This is a genomic window from Fimbriimonadaceae bacterium, from assembly GCA_019638775.1.
In the GTDB taxonomy this organism is placed as follows: domain Bacteria; phylum Armatimonadota; class Fimbriimonadia; order Fimbriimonadales; family Fimbriimonadaceae; genus JAHBTD01.
In genome coordinates this window covers 1-1191 of the sequence record JAHBTD010000112.1, presented here as the reverse complement: position 1 = coordinate 1191, position 1191 = coordinate 1, and the positions used below count along the sequence as shown (strand labels likewise).

Annotated in this window: 3 protein-coding genes; all 3 read right to left on the bottom strand. The window is 53.8% G+C overall.

Features of this window, described 5'->3' with window-relative positions:
• Positions 1 to 355, bottom strand: a 355-nt coding sequence (locus KF784_20325; protein MBX3121403.1) for an ATP-binding protein, incomplete at its 3' end; no start/stop codon positions are given.
• A complete protein-coding gene (locus tag KF784_20320; GenBank protein ID MBX3121402.1) occupies positions 348 to 539 on the bottom strand; it encodes a hypothetical protein in 192 nt (63 codons plus the stop codon). The genes KF784_20320 and KF784_20325, both read right to left, overlap by 8 nt.
• Positions 523 to 1191 (bottom strand): IS21 family transposase (locus tag KF784_20315; GenBank protein ID MBX3121401.1); only part of this gene is annotated, 669 nt, incomplete at its 5' end. The genes KF784_20320 and KF784_20315, both read right to left, overlap by 17 nt.

Here is a 1191-nt window from a genome sequence, read left to right as displayed (position 1 = left end):
CAATAGCCAGGTGCGTTTTGCCAGTACCGGTGCCGCCGACCAGCACCAGGTTCTGTGCGACGGCGGTAAATTCCATCGTAGCCAGTTGATGAATCAGTTGTGGATCGACTTTGGACTGATTGAAATCGAATCCCTGTAAGTGGCGCTGCACCGGGAATCTGGCGGCTTGGGTTTGATAGCGGATGGAACGGATGTTGCGCTCGGTGGTTTCAGCCTGGAGTAACTGGTTTAACAGTGTATTTGCGAAATTAAAACTTTCAGCGACATCGGACGTATTCTGCTGTCTTAGCTCGGAATAGCAACCCGCCATGCCATATAATTTCAGCGCTTTGAACTGCGCGATAATATCAGACATGCGGCACCTCTTTGGTATTCAGGCGATCATAGCGCGCCGTATCGGCCTGTGGTTCTTCCTTGAGTTTCAGCGTTGTTTCCACTGACGCCGGCATGTCGGTGTGTTTCAACCGTGCCAATACATTGGAGACATGCTCGGCACTGGGCACGCCGGATTCCAATACCAATTCAACGGCAACCAGCACCGCTTCCAGCCCATGCGTTGGCACCAGGCTGAAGTACCTTGGCCATGATTCGATCAGCCTGCTGGCGCTCCCTGCGCCGCAGCGCAGTCTGCAACTGCAGCAAAGGTGCCGGCAGTTCGGCAAATGGCGCACCGTTGCGCAAAGCGCCCGGTTTCTTTTCGATGACCGGAATATAGTGCTGCCAGTCATAGCTGACCTGGTCGCCATTCAACAGGCGGCTATGACAGGCTGCCACGGCGTTATTATGGACGATCTTGATGCGGTCGGCATACTGATGAACGGCCACCATCTGATTGGCCAGACGGCAGGGAGCGGAATAACGGTTGCGCAGTAATGTGATTAGACACGTGCTGGATACCCGTGCCAATACTTCGATATAACCATCGAACGGTGCCGGCATCGGCATCAGGTACAGCTGTTCCTGTTCCAATGCGTCGGCGAGGGTGATACCCGCATAATCCGGATGCTCGATTTCAGACCACAACGCGCGGCAGCGTGCCTCAAGCCAGTTGTTCAGATCATCGAATGAGCTGAATGGCTGCTGTTTGGCTTCATTCCAGATGCAGCGACGCATATCCTGAACATTCTTCTCGACAACGCCTTTCTCCCAGCCGGAAGCAACATTACAAAAATCAGGGTCGAACAGGTAATG